The 13,963-nt window shown below is 40.7% G+C and carries 13 protein-coding genes and 1 tRNA gene; 7 read left to right on the top strand and 7 right to left on the bottom strand.

What is annotated here, in order from left to right:
• Positions 1-392: 392 nt before the first annotated feature.
• From BV372_RS07045 to BV372_RS07035, 3 genes are all read right to left on the bottom strand, one after another.
• Positions 393-1,631, bottom strand: a complete 1,239-nt coding sequence (locus BV372_RS07045) for a site-specific integrase (protein ID WP_086685217.1) — start codon at positions 1,629-1,631, stop codon at positions 393-395.
• Positions 1,632-1,864: 233 nt separating this feature from the next.
• Positions 1,865-1,936, bottom strand: a tRNA-Cys gene (locus BV372_RS07040).
• Positions 1,937-2,217: 281 nt separating this feature from the next.
• Positions 2,218-2,808: a chromophore lyase CpcT/CpeT gene (locus BV372_RS07035; protein ID WP_086685214.1), complete on the bottom strand. Its 591-nt coding sequence runs from the start codon at positions 2,806-2,808 to the stop codon at positions 2,218-2,220.
• Between the two features lie 313 nt (positions 2,809-3,121).
• Here BV372_RS07035 and BV372_RS07030 point away from each other — a divergent pair, with 313 nt between their 5' ends.
• Positions 3,122-4,345, top strand: a complete 1,224-nt coding sequence (locus BV372_RS07030; RefSeq protein ID WP_086685211.1) for a lipopolysaccharide assembly protein LapB — start codon at positions 3,122-3,124, stop codon at positions 4,343-4,345.
• A gap of 159 nt (positions 4,346-4,504) precedes the next feature.
• Here the strand turns inward: BV372_RS07030 and BV372_RS07025 are convergent, their stop codons facing one another.
• A complete protein-coding gene (locus tag BV372_RS07025; RefSeq protein WP_086685207.1) occupies positions 4,505-5,521 on the bottom strand; it encodes a carboxylesterase in 1,017 nt (338 codons plus the stop codon).
• A gap of 297 nt (positions 5,522-5,818) precedes the next feature.
• On the opposite strand from BV372_RS07025, the gene gorA reads away from it, so the two are divergent.
• The 5 genes from gorA to BV372_RS07000 all read left to right on the top strand — a co-directional run bounded on the left by gorA (position 5,819) and on the right by BV372_RS07000 (position 10,314).
• Positions 5,819-7,204, top strand: coding sequence for a glutathione-disulfide reductase (gene gorA / locus BV372_RS07020; protein WP_086685204.1), 1,386 nt, complete (start codon positions 5,819-5,821; stop codon positions 7,202-7,204).
• A gap of 423 nt (positions 7,205-7,627) precedes the next feature.
• Positions 7,628-8,266: a nuclear transport factor 2 family protein gene (locus BV372_RS07015; RefSeq protein ID WP_086685201.1), complete on the top strand. Its 639-nt coding sequence runs from the start codon at positions 7,628-7,630 to the stop codon at positions 8,264-8,266.
• An 8-nt stretch (positions 8,267-8,274) separates the two neighbouring features.
• Positions 8,275-9,561 (top strand): glycosyltransferase family 2 protein, encoded by a 1,287-nt coding sequence (locus tag BV372_RS07010; protein ID WP_086685198.1) that lies wholly within the window; start codon positions 8,275-8,277, stop codon positions 9,559-9,561.
• Between the two features lie 13 nt (positions 9,562-9,574).
• A complete protein-coding gene (locus tag BV372_RS07005) occupies positions 9,575-9,991 on the top strand; it encodes a XisH family protein (protein ID WP_086685195.1) in 417 nt (138 codons plus the stop codon).
• Entirely contained in the window at positions 9,979-10,314 is a 336-nt protein-coding gene (locus BV372_RS07000) for a XisI protein (protein WP_086685193.1), read from the top strand. The genes BV372_RS07005 and BV372_RS07000 overlap by 13 nt, the downstream gene beginning before the upstream one ends.
• A gap of 2 nt (positions 10,315-10,316) precedes the next feature.
• On the opposite strand, the gene BV372_RS06995 is transcribed toward BV372_RS07000, so the two are convergent.
• From BV372_RS06995 to BV372_RS06990, 3 genes are all read right to left on the bottom strand, one after another.
• Positions 10,317-10,670: a hypothetical protein gene (locus BV372_RS06995; RefSeq protein WP_143845000.1), complete on the bottom strand. Its 354-nt coding sequence runs from the start codon at positions 10,668-10,670 to the stop codon at positions 10,317-10,319.
• A 169-nt stretch (positions 10,671-10,839) separates the two neighbouring features.
• Positions 10,840-11,037, bottom strand: a complete 198-nt coding sequence (locus BV372_RS35055; protein WP_143844998.1) for a hypothetical protein — start codon at positions 11,035-11,037, stop codon at positions 10,840-10,842.
• A 147-nt stretch (positions 11,038-11,184) separates the two neighbouring features.
• Positions 11,185-12,087: a class I SAM-dependent methyltransferase gene (locus BV372_RS06990; RefSeq protein ID WP_086685187.1), complete on the bottom strand. Its 903-nt coding sequence runs from the start codon at positions 12,085-12,087 to the stop codon at positions 11,185-11,187.
• A 312-nt stretch (positions 12,088-12,399) separates the two neighbouring features.
• Between BV372_RS06990 and BV372_RS06985 the strand changes: the two genes are divergently transcribed.
• Positions 12,400-13,911, top strand: a complete 1,512-nt coding sequence (locus tag BV372_RS06985; RefSeq protein WP_086685185.1) for an FAD-dependent oxidoreductase — start codon at positions 12,400-12,402, stop codon at positions 13,909-13,911.
• The last annotated feature ends 52 nt before the right edge of the window (positions 13,912-13,963 follow it).

Here is a 13,963-nt window from a genome sequence, read left to right as displayed (position 1 = left end):
AACGGACATGATATAAATGCAGATTTCTCTCTTTTAGCTCAATGCTGTACTCCTCTAAAAATTCCTTTAGTCAGAGATGTACACAAATTCCTCTGGTGTCTTGCTTACCTTTAGTGTTGTGTGCCCTGATGACAGCTTAGGTCTAATACCCCTAGCACCGATGACATCACCCTTGAGCAAAGTGCATCTGTGGTTGATTCGGGCAACGGCAGGCGGATACCGAATAAAACGCGATCACGTCATTGCGTTATTTACACAAATGCTAAGAGTTAATGAACAAGGTGATCATTAGTAGTGGCATTCAATGAAAAAGCTAATTTTATCAGATCACCGTATTTTTTTATTGACACACTTGCTGTGTAAGCGATCGCCTGTCTTTGAATTCAACAAATTTATAACTCTGGCACCTGTAGGTTACGTTTATTACCTGCGTAATGCTTGTAAATAATTTCTGGAGAGTTACCAACCCAGCTTCCTACATCCTTCGCATCAGCATCATTTTCCAGGCAAAGAGTAATAAAAGTATGCCTGCATTGGTAAGGTTTGCGATATTCGCTGACTACACCCTGTTTTACAAGTTGAGTTACGATTCCATCTATATGTGTTCCACGCTGATTTTTGTAGCCTTTCCAAGCATGGTTGAGGAAATCTCCAAAGTCTACTATGCCGCCTTTCTTGCTTCTAAAGATAAAATCATCCGGGTTACAGTTTTCAGGTTTGATAGAGTCTAAAATTTCACGTTGCTGAGGACCAATCGGAAAACGTCTTTGGCTTTGGGTTTTTAATCCATCTTTGAGAGCTAACCCTTTAGTACTGATTGTAATTGCTTGCTCAAAGGTAATGTATTTATCACTGATATGCTTCCATTGTAGGGCGATCGCTTCGGATGGTCTGCACCCAGTAAAAAATAAGAATTTTACCAACGGAGCATAGTAGCTGTAGAGTTTGCTCTCCTCGAACGCTTGAATTATGCTATCCCGTTCTTCCTTAGTAAAGGGATTAATTTCATACTCTGCCGATTCTGACTTCGGTATCTGAATATCTTTTGCCATACTTTGGAAGGGATTTGATTCAATTAGGTGACTCTTGAGTGCCCAATCACAGCAAGCGTTTATATTTGTCAAAGTACGTTTAGCTGCATTAGCGCTGAGATTTGCAAGTAAATAGTCTCGAATTGCGATTGCATCATCCAAATTTTTTGTTGGTAACTTAGCAATATGATTGCGGTACTTGCGATAGTCAACGGCATAAGTCGAAGGACTAACCTGTGGTTTTTTAAATTCAGCATATTTTTCCCATAATTCTCCCAAGTCGTATTGGGTGCTAACTGAAGGCGTACTTGGGGTAATTGGACTAACAGTGCTTAATGAAGCTGCTGTTTTGTACTTAACTAAACTGGCATCAAACTCTCCATAGTCAATATCTCTCTGAATTGTTTTCGCTAAAGTTGATGCCTGAAGGTTTCCAAAAGGCGTATCATACTGCCCTGTTGAAACGTAGAAACGTTTGGTTTGTAGCTCTCCCGTCAGCGTAATAATAGGATGAGAAAAAACTAATTGGAGTCTGCCGTTAGAGTTTTTGACCTGCACTGAACCGCGATGGGCAATACTTTCGGATTTTTCAGGTTTCATAAGGTTAATTAACTGGGGTAAAGACCTTTATCCTTTCACTTTACCCCAGTTTTACCCCAGAAACGCTAATTGGGGTAAAAACCTCTACCCTACATTTTTACCCCAGTTTTACCCCAGTTCTTTACCCAAACTACCCCAAATAACCCCAAAAATCTCTGAAGGCTTGTAAAACAAGACCTTTCACATATAATAAAAAAGGGCTTGAAAAGCCCTGAAATACTTGATTTTGTTAAAGGCGGCACCCGGATTTGAACCGGGGAATGGAGGTTTTGCAGACCTCTGCCTTACCACTTGGCTATGCCGCCATATTTGCGATTACTCATCATACCAAGATTTTCTCCAAAATTACATCCTTTGTTTGAAGAATTTCCGAATTGGCTCTCGATTAAGTCTCTTTACTTAGAGATATCACAGTGTTTTATATCTACAAAATTTTTTAAATTTAGCAATAAATACTTACTTTTTGCTCATCAGGAAATGTAGAATTGGGGATATTTTTCGCTGAAAACCTGATAATCAATAAAGCTTTTGCTCAAGACGATTATAAATAATGAGTAATGAGTGCTAACCCATTACCCTGAATTTTTTATACTTTCACTTCATCAGCAAAACTGCTCCACCTCACAAACTGAAATGGCCCAGCAACCGATCCCCAGAGATGTTCATCTGTTTCTGGATCTCTTCCACGATCCAGGCTGATAAATTTTTCTTCATTAATTTCAAATTCACTATCGAGATAGGTTTTTTGACCTTTGCGAAAGACGATGCAGCCTTTACCCGGTTCAACTTTACCTTTGAAACTGTTGCCAGTCCACTCGACAATCATGCTACAGCCTGGTAACTTTTCTATGTCATCGCTCTTTAAAGTGGCGAGTTTTTGCAGATTGCGGGAAGCACCGTAAAAATTTTTTTCTTCCTTAACAGTGTAATTTTCAATTTGAATGCGATCGCCTGCGTTGACTAAGTTCAATACCCGTACACGATAGGGGTCATGAAGTGCATAGTCATAAGCTTGTTCAAGAAACAAACTCACTCCTGATAAAACTTCCAAAGACAGGGGACGCATACACACGCGAATATGGGCATAAAAAGGGGGGTTTTCAAAAGCTTGTTCTTGATTGCTAAAATCAGCTGCCATCCAGCGAGCTAAGGTAGCAATGTCCGTAGAGTGAGTCATTACAAATAATCAAATAGTTGCTGGAAAATCCTCTTGAGGTATTGTAAAGCTTGTTGTGCTTGATCTTACCCTTTCTCAGGGCAGGGATTTTGGACTAGTAGTCGTCATTTCTGCCTTATCCCCTTTGTCTTCCTTGTCTTCCCAGTATCTAGCCATAATAAATGGTGTACAGGGATAATTACTATGGCTTTATGCGTCCAACAAATTGGTAGTTAAGGTTATTGGGTAAGGGATGATTGCTAGCGTGTAAACTTAATCACCAATGCCAATTGCCTAATTACCACTACTGCAAATTCCTCAAAGTAAAGTACCTATGCTACGTCGCTTAAGTGTAATTATTACTACTGCTCTACTCTGGCAGTTTAGCTGTTCGTTGACGCTGGCAGACAGCCAAAAGCCAAAACAGCCAGATAAATTTCCTCCTAGTCCTCTAGAGAAAATTACTCCCGATCCATTACTATTACCTTTGGTCGATCCACAAAAGTTAACTCCCGCACAACTGCAACAGTTAGCACCGCAAATAGATCAGTTAAATGAAGCGGCTGCGGCGCAGTTAGAAGCTGGAAATCGGGTGGCTGCGTTTGAGATATGGAACCGAGAACTACGTTTGCGCCGTTTATATGGTTCGTTACCTGAGGTACAAGCATTATCACGAGTGGGTGCGATCGCTTTTAATCAAAACGAGCGCGAGGAGGTACAATATATCACTCAACGCTTGCAAACTATTCAACAACAGACACTATCTCAGCCACTTATTGATTTACAACTGTTGCGATCGCTAGGTGAAGCTTATCAAAAAGTGCGATCGCCTCAACTCGCTTTGGAAATTTACGATCGAGTTTTAGCAACAGTGCGACAGCAAAAAGATACAGCCGCAATTGTCGATACTCTCAAAACGATGGGGGAAGTACATTTGGCTTGGTTCGATTATCCTAAAGCCGCAGCCACTTACCAAGAATTGTTGAGTTTAGCTACTGCCAACGGCGATCACTTAAATGAGGTAGCATACTTACAACAGCTAGCTTATATTTACGAACAGGCAAAAGAACCCCAACAATCGATAAATATATTGAGCAAGCTGGCTAAAACTTACGTCAGTGACAATAATACGACTCCATTACCAAAATTAAAACTGGCGATCGCCGCAAATTACCAATTATTAGCTAAGGAAAATCCTAGTTTACTAGCAGAAGCATTTAAAAACTATCAAGACGCTTATACTACGGCTTGGGAATTGCAGCAGTATGTTGATGCTGGTGAAGCTTTACAGCAGTTAATCGCACTGTATCGTTCTCAAGGACAAATAGACGATGCTTTACAAACTAGCCAAATTTTAATAGAGGCGCAGACTAAAGCTGGCAACTTTTACGGCATGATGCAAGCCTACGACCAAATGGGACAAATTTATCTAGAACGCAAACAGAATCCTCAAGCATTAGCAGCGTTTCAAAAAGGATTAGAGTTAGCACAACAACTCAAGTATGATGAAAGCTACTTTGCTCAACAAATTGAAAAACTGTCGAAAGCAAATTTGTAATTAAGTGAGAAATAATTCAGAATATTCTGTGTAATTTGCTCAAGAATCGCGGTTTCCAAAAGGCAGATTTATCTATTGTTTAGAGATTAATTAAGGTGGGCAATGCCCACCTTAATTCTCATTTATTTGTGAGTTATTCTAGATTCTGAATTTTTATTATTATGAATTAAAAGGCTTAATACACTTGAGATTATCGCAACCAAAACGTTGAGTCATCATTGCAGATAACTGTTGAGAAACTTGACTATCTAAATTCAATTCTTGCTTGAACTGGTTATAAGCTTCTCCCTGTACTATCCGCTTGGCTATTTGCTGAAACTGTGCCCAGGTTAAATCACTTTCAACAAATGCTTTGGCAAGGGTAATCACTAGTTCCTCATAATCATTGTCTTCCAGTTTGGTCATCATTCGGTGTTCAATGTGCAGCGAATCATCAAAGCAGTAATACCAGAATTGTGGTTGCTGCTTGAGTACCATGCTGAAAAAATCCTGCTGTTTAGAGAGACTAACAGCGCGATCGCTTTCACTAGAAACCATTAATATCGGAGCAGAAACGCTCCTTTGAGCTTGTTCTAAAAGCTTTTCTCCTAATTCCAGAAATATCCGTAATGCTGGAATCCGAAAACCTTTATAGCCAAAATTACCAGATGCGTCTTTGTTGAACCATTCAAAGTAAATTGGCAAGATTTTAATCAGCTTATCGAATAACGAATGATGACTCCCCAAATAAGGCGTGAACAATAAAGCGCGATCGATCAGCTGGGGATACTCTAAAGCTAACCAGGCTGCTAAGGTTCCACCTGTTGATAATCCACCGACTACGACTTTTTGACCTAAGGTTTTGGCAATCTGCAACCAGTTCAGCACAAATTCTTGATAAGCCTGAATGTCTGTTGGAAGCGGCGGCGGATTTTGACGCTTCCAGTTACCTGAGAGTCCATGACCAGGTTGTAGAGGAATCAAAACATTGTATCCTTTATTGAAAAAGGCTTTGCCAATCGGCTCAAACTGGTAAGGGCCTGCTGTGAAGCCATGTAAGAACAGAAACACTTTTGACGTAGTGTGGGGATGAACAAAGAATTTGGAACGACAAGCTTCGTTCCTCAGCCCAAGTGTAGTTTCTGATTGCTGAACTTGTTCAAGAATTTCTGCTGTAGTCTGAATACCAAGTGTCATATTCTTACTTGCGGCTCTTATGCATGTATTTATACATTGTCTTAACTTAATCAACCTTGCGTATCTAACATCTGGCATATTGTTGATTACAACCTGTCAAAAGTCGTAAACCGTTCGCAAGAAAGACATTAGCTCATTCCTAAAGGAGCAGGAAAATTCATTGAAGTTGAAGGATATTAGTTTTTGTTGAGTTTGAATTGACGGATGTAGACCGAGGAGTGACGCAGAGAGTCAGAAGTTTCTCGATCGGTTTCCATCGCTCAAAGTTGACAAAGTGCTAAATATGGGAGCAGGTCTGTGGTTGACTACGATTTGTTTGTAATTGGTGGAGGTTCTGGAGGACTGGCAGCAGCCAAGCGAGCAGCTCACTACGGCGCGCGAGTGGCGATCGCAGAACCGTCTTTTTTAGGCGGTACTTGTGCAGCGCGTGGCTGTATTCCAAAGAAGTTAATGGTTTATGCATCAGGCTTCTCTCAGCTATTTGAAGATGCTGTAGGTTATGGTTGGAGCAAACCAGAATCACAATTCAACTGGCAACGGCTAATCGCCGCCATCAACAACAAAATCCAACACTTAGACACAGTTCACGCTAAAGCTCTAGATAGTGCTGGCGTTACTGTACTTCATGCTAAAGCAACTTTTATCGATTCCCATACGGTAGAAGTTGGTGAGCGTAAAATTACCGCCGACAAAATTCTGATTGCAGTTGGTGGAAAAGCAATTAAACCAGACATTCCAGGCAGCGAATATGCGCTGATATCTGACCAGATGTTTCAGCTACCGCAACAGCCTAAGCATCTGGCAATTGTGGGTGGCGGCTATATCGGAGTTGAATTTGCAGCCATTATGCAAGGTTTAGGAACTCAGGTTACTCAGATTGTTCGAGAAGAAACGATTCTAGATAAGTTTGATGAAATCATCCGTACTGGTGTTCATGAAGGTATGACTCAGCATGGTGTTCGCTTTTTAATGAATACGGAAGTAAAGTCAATTGAAAAAACGCCTGAGCAATTGCGATTGTCACTCTCGAATGGTTCTCAAGAAACAGTCGATGCCTTGTTGATTGCTACAGGTAGAACACCTAATGTCAATGAGTTGCAATTGGAGAACGCGGATGTAGAAATTGACCGCAAGGCGATCGCTGTGAATGAATATAGTCAAACCAGCCAACCTCATATCTATGCAGTAGGTGATTGCACCAATCGTAAACAACTCACTCCTGTTGCGATCGCTGAAGGGAAAAGCTTTGCTGATACTGTTTTTGGGAATCAACCGCACACAGTTCGCTACAGTAACATTCCTTCATCCGTATTTGGCAAACCCCAGGCAGCGTTTGTGGGACTAACAGAACTTGAAGCTAAAGAAAAATTGGGAGCTGATAACATCACGATTTATTGCACCAAGTTCCAGCCATTGTTTTATAGTCTTACAGATAGAGAGCAAGAAACAGCGATGAAATTGGTGGTAGACAAAAATAGCGATCGCGTACTGGGAGCGCACATGGTTGGAGAATCCGCCGCCGAAATCATTCAAGCCGCCGCGATCGCTGTTACCGCAGGTCTGACCAAAAAAGACTTCGATGCAACAATGCCACTTCATCCAACTTCAGCAGAAGAATTGGTCACATTGCAAATCACCGCAACGCCAGAAGATCCAATACAGCCTTGCTGGATGGCAAATTAGACAAGAAAGGCAGAGGGCAGGAGGCAGAAGGCGCTAAATTCTCTCTATATTTCCTTTCTTTGCGTCATTGTGGTAGCTACAGATGTAGTCAAAGAAGAAGAATTCAGAATTCAGAATTCAGAATGCAATTAGTAGGGGCTTGATACCCCTAAGTCATCCACCACTCGCACACTCGTCATTCTGACTCCAGGCTCCTGACTCCTTCTTGGTCAAAACCTTGTATATGTTGGGTTTCACTTCGTTCAAACGCCACTTCACTCAAGTCGGGAAACCCGCCCACGTGAGTGGCTCCCCAACCTACGCATCTGTTGCATTCTTTTATTAAATTGGTATTAGTTGACTAGAGAACACCTTAAAATCCATCCTGTTATTAGCGTTAGAAAAATCATCCGTCAATGTAACCAAATCTACAGGTTTTTTTATATGTTGAAACAGAGATGGGCAAGCAAATACAAATGTACTCAGATACTTTGCAGTATTTTGTTGGCGCTGGCAATTTGGAACATACCTCAATATGCTTCGGCGGATACTAACCAACAGGAAATCAACGCGATTATTCGCACGCGAGAAATTGCTCTGCAAGCTTTGAACAATCGCGATTTTTCTAAAATTGAACCTTACTTGCACCCAACCTTTACGATCACAACAGTTGATAACCAAGTTTTTCGCAAAGTACCTGAATTTGAGAAGTACTGGAATCAGCAGTTCTCCACTACGATCCAAGACATCAAAATGAATCTCAAAGGAGAGCCTGTGAGAACGTTTCTCTCACCAGAAACAGTAGTTTCTGCTGGAGATGCGATCGCAACTTTCTCTTTTAAAGATGGCAAAGTGGCTGATATGGGAATGCGGTGGACAGCAGTACTGCTAAAACTCCAAGATAAATGGACGATTCAATCGCTGCATTTCTCGTCTAACCTCTTGGATAATCCGCTATTGAATGGGGCGCAACGGTTGGGACGGATTATGGCAATTGCCGCAGGTGTGGGCGGCTTTGCGTTAGGAGCAGTCACGATGCTGCTGTTACGTCGCCAGCCCAAGCAAAAAACCGAGAAGGTATAGTAAATAAAGTGGGAAGAAATACCTTTTATCGCGATCGCCGTCTCAAGGCCAGCCTAGTAGTTCTACTAATTTGGGGTTTTGTCAGTTTGCTGCACTGGCTACCAGAGACGCAGTGGTTGATTGTGGGATTAACGTTTGTGCTGACTGTGCAAATGCTACGGATGTTGATAGCAAAACCAGCCACTTTGGTAATTGAGAGTCATACTTATTTACCGCAAGTCTCGATTTTAGTTCCTGCTAAAAATGAAAGTGCAGTCTTAGCCGATTTAGTTCACAGCTTATTCCATTTAAACTATCCAAGCGATCGCTTAGATATTTGGCTCGTTGATGACGGTAGTACTGATGAAACTCCGCAGATATTGAGTAAATTACAAACTCAATTTCCAGCGTTACAAGTTTATCAACGGGAATCAAGAGGAGGTAAATCCGGAGCGCTGAATGCGGTTTTTCCCTTCACTCAAGGAGAGATTATTCTAGTCTGCGATGCTGATGCTCTGCTTCCTGCCAATTTTCTGCGGCAAACAGTACCTCTATTCCAGAAGCAAGCCATCGGTGCGGTACAAGTGCGAAAAGCGATCGCCAATGCAGACACCAATTTCCTCACCCGTTGTCAGCAGATGGAAATGATCTGTGATAGCTTTCTGCAAACTCATCGCATTGCTGTTGGCGGAATGACTGAGTTGCGGGGTAACGGGATGCTAATTCGGCGAGAACTGCTAGAAAAGTGTCAAGGATGGAATGAGGACACAGTTACCGATGATTTGGATCTCTGCTTCAAGCTTTATCTGATAGGCACGGAAATTGAGTTTGTTACCGTTCCATCCATTCAAGAAGAAGGAGTGACAACCTGGAGACAACTTTGGCATCAACATTGCCGTTGGGCTGAAGGTGGCTATCAGCGTTACCTTGATTACTTTCCCCAAATTCTAACTTTGGGCTGGGCTAAAGAAATTGATTTACTATTGTTTTTTCTATTGCAATTTCTGCTGCCAATTGGGCTGATTCCTGACTTACTTTGGACAATATTTAATAGCGATCGCCCAGTTCTATTTCCACTTCAGACACTACTCAGCATCATTTTGACAGTTGCGTTTATCGCCGGACTTTACCAATATCAAAATTTACGAGGATTGTCTTTGCTGTGGGCAACAATTCAAGGCTCCTTCTACATGGTGCATTGGGTTCCGGTGATGATGGTGACAACTTTAAAGATGTGTGTGCAAAAACAGCGATCGTGTTGGGTTAAAACTGAACATCGCGGTAAAACTATTTACGGTGATTCTGCAAGTAAATAAGGTAACACTTTATATGCCTGCAAAAGATATTTATCACGATGCTGTTAAGAATGCGTTAATTCAAGACGGCTGGATAATTACAGATGATCCTTTACATTTAAAGTGGGGTCAAAAAGATATGTATGTAGATTTAGGAGCCAAACAACTCTTAGCAGCAGAACAAGGCACTAGAAAAATAGCTGTAGAAATTAAAAGTTTTGTGAGTCCCTCAGAAATGGCAGACCTCAAAGATGCTATTGGGGGATTTATCATGTACCGTGCTGTTATCAATCGCCTGGAACCAGAAAGAATATTATATTTAGCAATACGTGATAGCGTATTTATCACTTTGTTTGAGGAACCAATTGGTACACTTTTAATAGAAAGTGAGAATCTAAAGTTACTCGTTTTTAATCCAGAGAATGAGAGGATTATCCAATGGATACCTTAGATAATTATCGACGTATCATCAAAGAAGTGTTAGTACCTTACACACAAATTCCTTATTCTTACGCCGCTATTGAGTGCAAAACAGTTTTTGATAGCGAAAATGATAGTTATTTGCTGGTAACTCTTGGCTGGGATGGTGTTAAGCGAATTCACGGTTGCTTAGTTCATATTGATATTATTGATGGCAAAATCTGGGTGCAACGGGATGACACAGAAGATGGCGTGACTTACGAATTAGAAGCAGCCGGAATTCCCAAAGATCAAATAGTTTTAGGATTTCACCCGCAAGATGCCAGGAAATATACGGGATATGCTGTTGCATAAGCTTAACTATAAATTCTAGCAATCTTCTCGAGTGTGGCGTGTTGGCGAGCAATCATTTCTGCCGCCACCTTTTGTGCTGCATCCTCATCCTCAATAGTTGCAATACAGGAAAATTGGACATATAGTAACAGCGCATCAATCAAAGCGATCGCATTTGGTAAACTTCTGGAATCAGCAAGTTGTGCAGCAACTAATAATGCCATGCCATCACTTAATGAATCAGTATCCACATGAGCCTCAAATTGTTTTTGCAGTTGTTTAATATAGGTGCACAGTGGAAGATGATCCAGCTTGCTGCGATCGAGGACAAGGGGAAAACCTACTTGCTTTGCCATATCGAGGACTGCCCAACTCATAAATCCTTTGAGGGCTGGCTCAGGCAATCTCAGAAGAATTGTATAAAATGAATCGGCTGACCTCATAGCTGTAAAAGTGTTAAAACCGAACATCACGATCAAACAAATTGAACATTATTTGATCTGGTGCAAGCGATCGCCTCACTCAACATCCCTAACGATATCTACTTTACACTAGCGATCGCCAGACGAAATTACTACCAAGCCGATGCATTCGCAATGTAAGCCGATGCAATGGCATAACAAGGCGATGCAATGGCATAACAGCCCGATGCAATGGCATAACAGCCCGATGCAATGGCATAACAACTCGATGCAATGGCATAACAACCCGACGTATTAACATTGCAGGCGATCGCGTTGACATAACACTGACGTTATTTTAGAGATTTTGGGCGATCGCCTCGATAACGTTGCTAGATAATGCGATCGCCAGATACCCATATAAAACAAAAGAAACCACTGTTTGACAATGGTTTCAATGTAATTAAGAATGCTATGGATATTTTATCGTTTACTCAAGGGGATTGCTGTAGGCACTAAAGCCATAAGCCAAAGTTTCTTTCCAAGCATTGGCAGGCTTCAGGCTTCTGTTAATCGCTTTCGCAAACGGTAGTGGAATCCCTTTAATAGTTTCCGGTAAGATTGCATATTCTGTTGTTGCTTCCACTGTATATTGTGGACACTTGTTTTTTATGCCAGCAGTATTCAACATTTCTTGAATTTCAACGGCTGAATATTGCTTGAGATAAATTGGGTTTTTACCAAATATATTTATACTTCTAATGAAATTATGGATAATGTGAGAAGGACAAGACTTGTTATGAAAAGAATGATTAAAAACGAAAATTCCACCTGGCTTCAGCACACGAAACATCTCAGATAATAAGTTTCTTAACTGTGCGTCTGGTATATGCATAAATACGCAGTTAGAAATTACTAAATCTATTGAATTATCTTCTAAAGGTAATATTTCTGCTGAATTGCAAATTATATTAAATTGTGCTCCTGGGAAAAAATCATATTCTTGTTTAACCCTGATTAAGCGTCGCAATAAAGATTCAGAAATATCAATTGCGAAATATTTTTGGCATTGAAGATTTTTATCTTTTGAAAGATGTAAGGGAGCGCGACCGTAACCACAACCAATCTCCAGAATAGAATCAACAGATTTATTCATCGGAAATTTATTCCAAGTCCCGCCAGGTTTTCCACCTAATAAAGTGTAATCTTGTTTAATTGGGGATGTCTCTGCAACCTGCTCAATTTTTTGGGAACCATAGTAGGTCTTACCAATTTCGTCCCATTTTTGTTTATGCTCAGTACTGTTTAACTGTTCGTAGTTTTTAGGAAAATAAATACCATCCTGAAGCTGAAACTCACTCAAACTACTTCTGGATTTTTCTAATTGAGTCATAAGAGTATTTTTGATGTATAGCTAGCTATTTTTCTTGTTATATCCTTAACTCATGATTAAGTGCAAGCGTCATTTTATCTATATGTATTAATCAAAAATACACAAACTAATTATAAAATTATTGCTAGCTTGAACAATTACTCAAAAACGCGGTGGTCTGCTGACATTAAATTTGGTAAAAAACGATATTTGCTCAATAAGATAAAATAAAATAATTTTTGATTATCAGTAGATTTACGCACAAAGGCTTAAATCGGTTTACAAATACTTTAAATTTAATTATAGATTGCAATTCTGGGAGACTGTGCTGGAATGGATGAAGGGTCACAAAAAAAACGGGTAGTAGTGGTAGGTGCAGGTTGGGCTGGTTTAGGCGCAACCTACCACTTGGCAAAACAAGGATATGATGTGACGCTTCTAGAAGCAGGGTCTTATCCTGGCGGACTGGTGGCTGGTTGGAAAACATCCGCAGGACGTTCTGTAGAAGCAGGTATACATGGCTTTTGGTATCCTTACAGGAACATTTTTGCCCTGATCAATGAATTAGAAATTAATCCTTTTACATCTTGGACTCGTTCTGCCCAATATTCTCCTGCGGGGTTGGAAGTAGAATCGCCAATTTTTCAAGATTTACCGCGACTCCCCTCACCGTTAGGAACTTTTCTTTACACTCAGTTTCAGCGTCTACCATTAATTGACCGTCTGAGTGCCTTACCTTTACTTTACTCTGTGGTTGATTTTGATAATTCTCATGATGCTTGGCGGCGTTACGATTTTGTAACGGCACGGGAATTATTCAAAGATTTTGGTGTTTCGGCGCGACTATATAAAGAAGCGTTTGAACCGATGTTGTTAGTAGGCTTGTTTGCTCCTGGCGAACAGTGTTCAGCCGCAGCAACTTTAGGAATGTTGTACTTTTTTATTCTGGCTCACCAGCCTGATTTTGATGTGGTTTGGTGTCGGGGAACTGTGGGAGAAAAAATATTTCGTCCTTGGGTAGAATGTATTGAAAAACTTGGTGCCAAAGTTTTATCTAAGCGGCGAGTAACTGACTTAATTGTTGATAGTAATAATCGGGCAACAGGTGTAGTTTGTGGTGATGAAGTGTTTAACGCTGACGCTGTAATTTTTGCAGTTGGTATCACTGGCATGAAAAAAATTGTTGCCAATAGTCCTAGCTTACAAAGTCGTCAAGAGTTTCGCAATTTAAATAATTTAGGAGCAATTGATGTTTTAGCAACTCGGTTATGGTTTGACCGCAAAATTAATATTCCTCGCCCTTCTAATGCTTGTTTTGGATTTGATGCCACTACAGGATGGACATTTTTTGATTTAAATACACTTCATGATGAATATAAAAATGAAGCAGGAACGGTAATTGAAGCTGATTTCTATCATGCAAATCAGTTTCTCAATTTGAGCGATGAGGAGATTGTGCCAATAGTCCAGCGTTATTTAACAACTTGCATACCAGGGTTTCAAGAAGCAAAGGTAATCGACAGTAGTGTAATTCGTCTACCAAATGCGGTAACGCATTTTGCACCTGGAAGTTATCGTTATATGTTGCCAGCCAAGACAAGTTTTACAAATGTATTTATGAGTGGGGATTGGATTGTTAACCGTCACGGTTCATGGTCGCAGGAAAAGGCTTACGTTACTGGTTTGGAAGCAGCGAACTTGGTAGTATCTTATTTAGGGAAGGGTCAGGCATCTGAAATTTTACCTGTAGAAGCGGATGAAACGCATATACAAGTAGCGCGATCGCTCAATCAAACAGTCCGTCACTTGAGCAAATCTATTCTGCCTGACTTCTGGTTACCTTAGCGCTTAGCTCAACTCCAAAATTTCGTATCTTTTAAATTACCCTCTCTACTGC

Origin of the sequence: Nostoc sp. T09 (genome assembly GCF_002154695.1) — a bacterium.
Lineage (GTDB): Bacteria > Cyanobacteriota > Cyanobacteriia > Cyanobacteriales > Nostocaceae > Aulosira.
The sequence above is the reverse complement of the archived record's forward strand: the minus strand, read 5'-3'. Positions and strand labels throughout refer to the sequence as shown.

Bases quoted from the DNA above. Each gene is read 5' to 3' on its own strand.
- BV372_RS06985 (WP_086685185.1), top strand. From the start codon at position 12,400: ATGGATGAAGGGTCACAAAAAAAACGGGTAGTAGTGGTAGGTGCAGGT.
- BV372_RS07045 (WP_086685217.1), bottom strand. From the start codon at position 1,631: ATGAAACCTGAAAAATCCGAAAGTATTGCCCATCGCGGTTCAGTGCAG.
- BV372_RS07015 (WP_086685201.1), top strand. From the start codon at position 7,628: ATGTTGAAACAGAGATGGGCAAGCAAATACAAATGTACTCAGATACTT.
- BV372_RS06990 (WP_086685187.1), bottom strand. From the start codon at position 12,087: ATGACTCAATTAGAAAAATCCAGAAGTAGTTTGAGTGAGTTTCAGCTT.
- BV372_RS07035 (WP_086685214.1), bottom strand. From the start codon at position 2,808: ATGACTCACTCTACGGACATTGCTACCTTAGCTCGCTGGATGGCAGCT.
- BV372_RS07000 (WP_086685193.1), top strand. From the start codon at position 9,979: ATGGATACCTTAGATAATTATCGACGTATCATCAAAGAAGTGTTAGTA.
- BV372_RS06995 (WP_143845000.1), bottom strand. From the start codon at position 10,670: ATGAGTTGGGCAGTCCTCGATATGGCAAAGCAAGTAGGTTTTCCCCTT.
- BV372_RS07025 (WP_086685207.1), bottom strand. From the start codon at position 5,521: ATGACACTTGGTATTCAGACTACAGCAGAAATTCTTGAACAAGTTCAG.
- BV372_RS07030 (WP_086685211.1), top strand. From the start codon at position 3,122: ATGCTACGTCGCTTAAGTGTAATTATTACTACTGCTCTACTCTGGCAG.
- BV372_RS07005 (WP_086685195.1), top strand. From the start codon at position 9,575: ATGCCTGCAAAAGATATTTATCACGATGCTGTTAAGAATGCGTTAATT.
- BV372_RS35055 (WP_143844998.1), bottom strand. From the start codon at position 11,037: ATGTCAACGCGATCGCCTGCAATGTTAATACGTCGGGTTGTTATGCCA.